Here is a 1,425-nt window from a genome sequence, read left to right on the forward strand (position 1 = left end):
GTCAAAGCGAAGAAGATCAAGACCCGGACCAAGAAACGGGTGAGGGTGGCCAAAGGCAAGGTCAAGCGAACGTACAAGAAGGCCAAGGCCAGCGCAAAACGAGCGGCTTCCAGGGCCAAGCAGAAGCTCAGGGGCGGGGCTAAGTCGAAGCCGAGTCCGAAGCGGAAATTCGCCTGCGCGCGTTGCTTCACCGCAGGAACCAAGATCGTCACGGACAAAGGCAAAAAGGATATCCAGACGATCCGTCTCGGGGACAAAGTCCTGGCCAAAGATCCGAACACTGGCAAACAAGCCTTTAAGACCGTGCAAATCCTGTACAAACGCACGGTGAAGGAACTCTACGAGATCAAGATCGGCAAGGAGAAGCTGCAAACCACCTCCGAGCATCCATTCTGGGTGAAGAATAAAGGCTGGGTTGTGGCGAAGAATCTGAAACCGGGCGACTTCTTCCAAACTGCGGCGAGAACGTATATTTCAATCGACCAGATCCAGCGGGTCAAGAAGAACGCGGTTGTCTACAACTTCACCGTTGAGGATTTCCACACGTATTATGTGAGTGATTTGCAGATCTTTACGCATAATACGAATGAATGTGGACCAGGTAGATTAAATCCTAAAGAAATTCATTTTATGCAGAGTAGTGCAAAAAACTCAACAGGTAGCCATACTGTTTTAGGTAATGCAGAAGCATTAAAGGATGGTACACTAAAACCAGAGGATTTACCTGCTATAAGAGTATGGAAAGACTCTGACGGGAAAATATGGACATTAGATCATAGAAGACTTATCGCTTATAGATTAGCAAACCTTGATGATGTTCCTGTTGAGTGGGCATCGAAAGAATTAGTAAAAAGCCAAATGTGGAAAATGTCAACAGGAAGTCGTAAAGGAAAATCTATTAGATTGAAATTAGGAGACGGAAAATCTAGGGAAGTATATTAGGAGGCTAACAAAATTGGAACTAGCCGACGTCGTTGAAAAGGTTAGTACAAAAGAAGACTTTTTAGAGTTTGTAGGTCTTCTAATTAAAGATTATCATAAGGGAATGGATGGCTGGGAAAACCGAAATGTAGACCATTATTTGGATGCTCTGAGATCATGGATCGAGGACATGGAAGGTTATTACGAATACAAAAATCTTCCTGTGCCAAAAGATATTGATTGGAATTTTTTCGCAAACGCTTTGATGGCTGCTAAAATTTACGAATAAAGTATGAAAAGGATGAAAAGAGTGGCATTAATATTGCCACTCTGAGAATGTTGACAAACCCTGCGAATCAACTTTGTTGATCGCAGGGTTTTTGTATATAAAAGGGATATAAACAATTAATGGATGAATATCAACCCATATAAACTTAAAACCTCCCTTACCTGCTCTCGAAAGCAGCATAGCCAACTTTTTTATGTTTTGAGCCACAGCAGTTA

Annotated in this window: 3 protein-coding genes; 2 read left to right on the forward strand and 1 reads right to left on the reverse strand. The window is 42.9% G+C overall.

The window, feature by feature from the left end:
• A partial coding sequence (locus tag ACFQNG_RS15200; RefSeq protein WP_379866316.1) for a polymorphic toxin-type HINT domain-containing protein occupies positions 1-942 on the forward strand: 942 nt, incomplete at its 5' end.
• A 13-nt stretch (positions 943-955) separates the two neighbouring features.
• A complete protein-coding gene (locus tag ACFQNG_RS15205) occupies positions 956-1,210 on the forward strand; it encodes a DUF7660 family protein (RefSeq protein WP_379866318.1) in 255 nt (84 codons plus the stop codon).
• 27 nt (positions 1,211-1,237) lie between these two features.
• Here ACFQNG_RS15205 and ACFQNG_RS15210 read toward each other — a convergent pair.
• Positions 1,238-1,425, reverse strand: a 188-nt coding sequence (locus ACFQNG_RS15210) for a hypothetical protein (RefSeq protein ID WP_379866320.1), incomplete at its 5' end; no start/stop codon positions are given.

The sequence above is a fragment of the Laceyella putida genome, from assembly GCF_042665195.1.
Lineage (GTDB): Bacteria > Bacillota > Bacilli > Thermoactinomycetales > Thermoactinomycetaceae > Laceyella > Laceyella putida.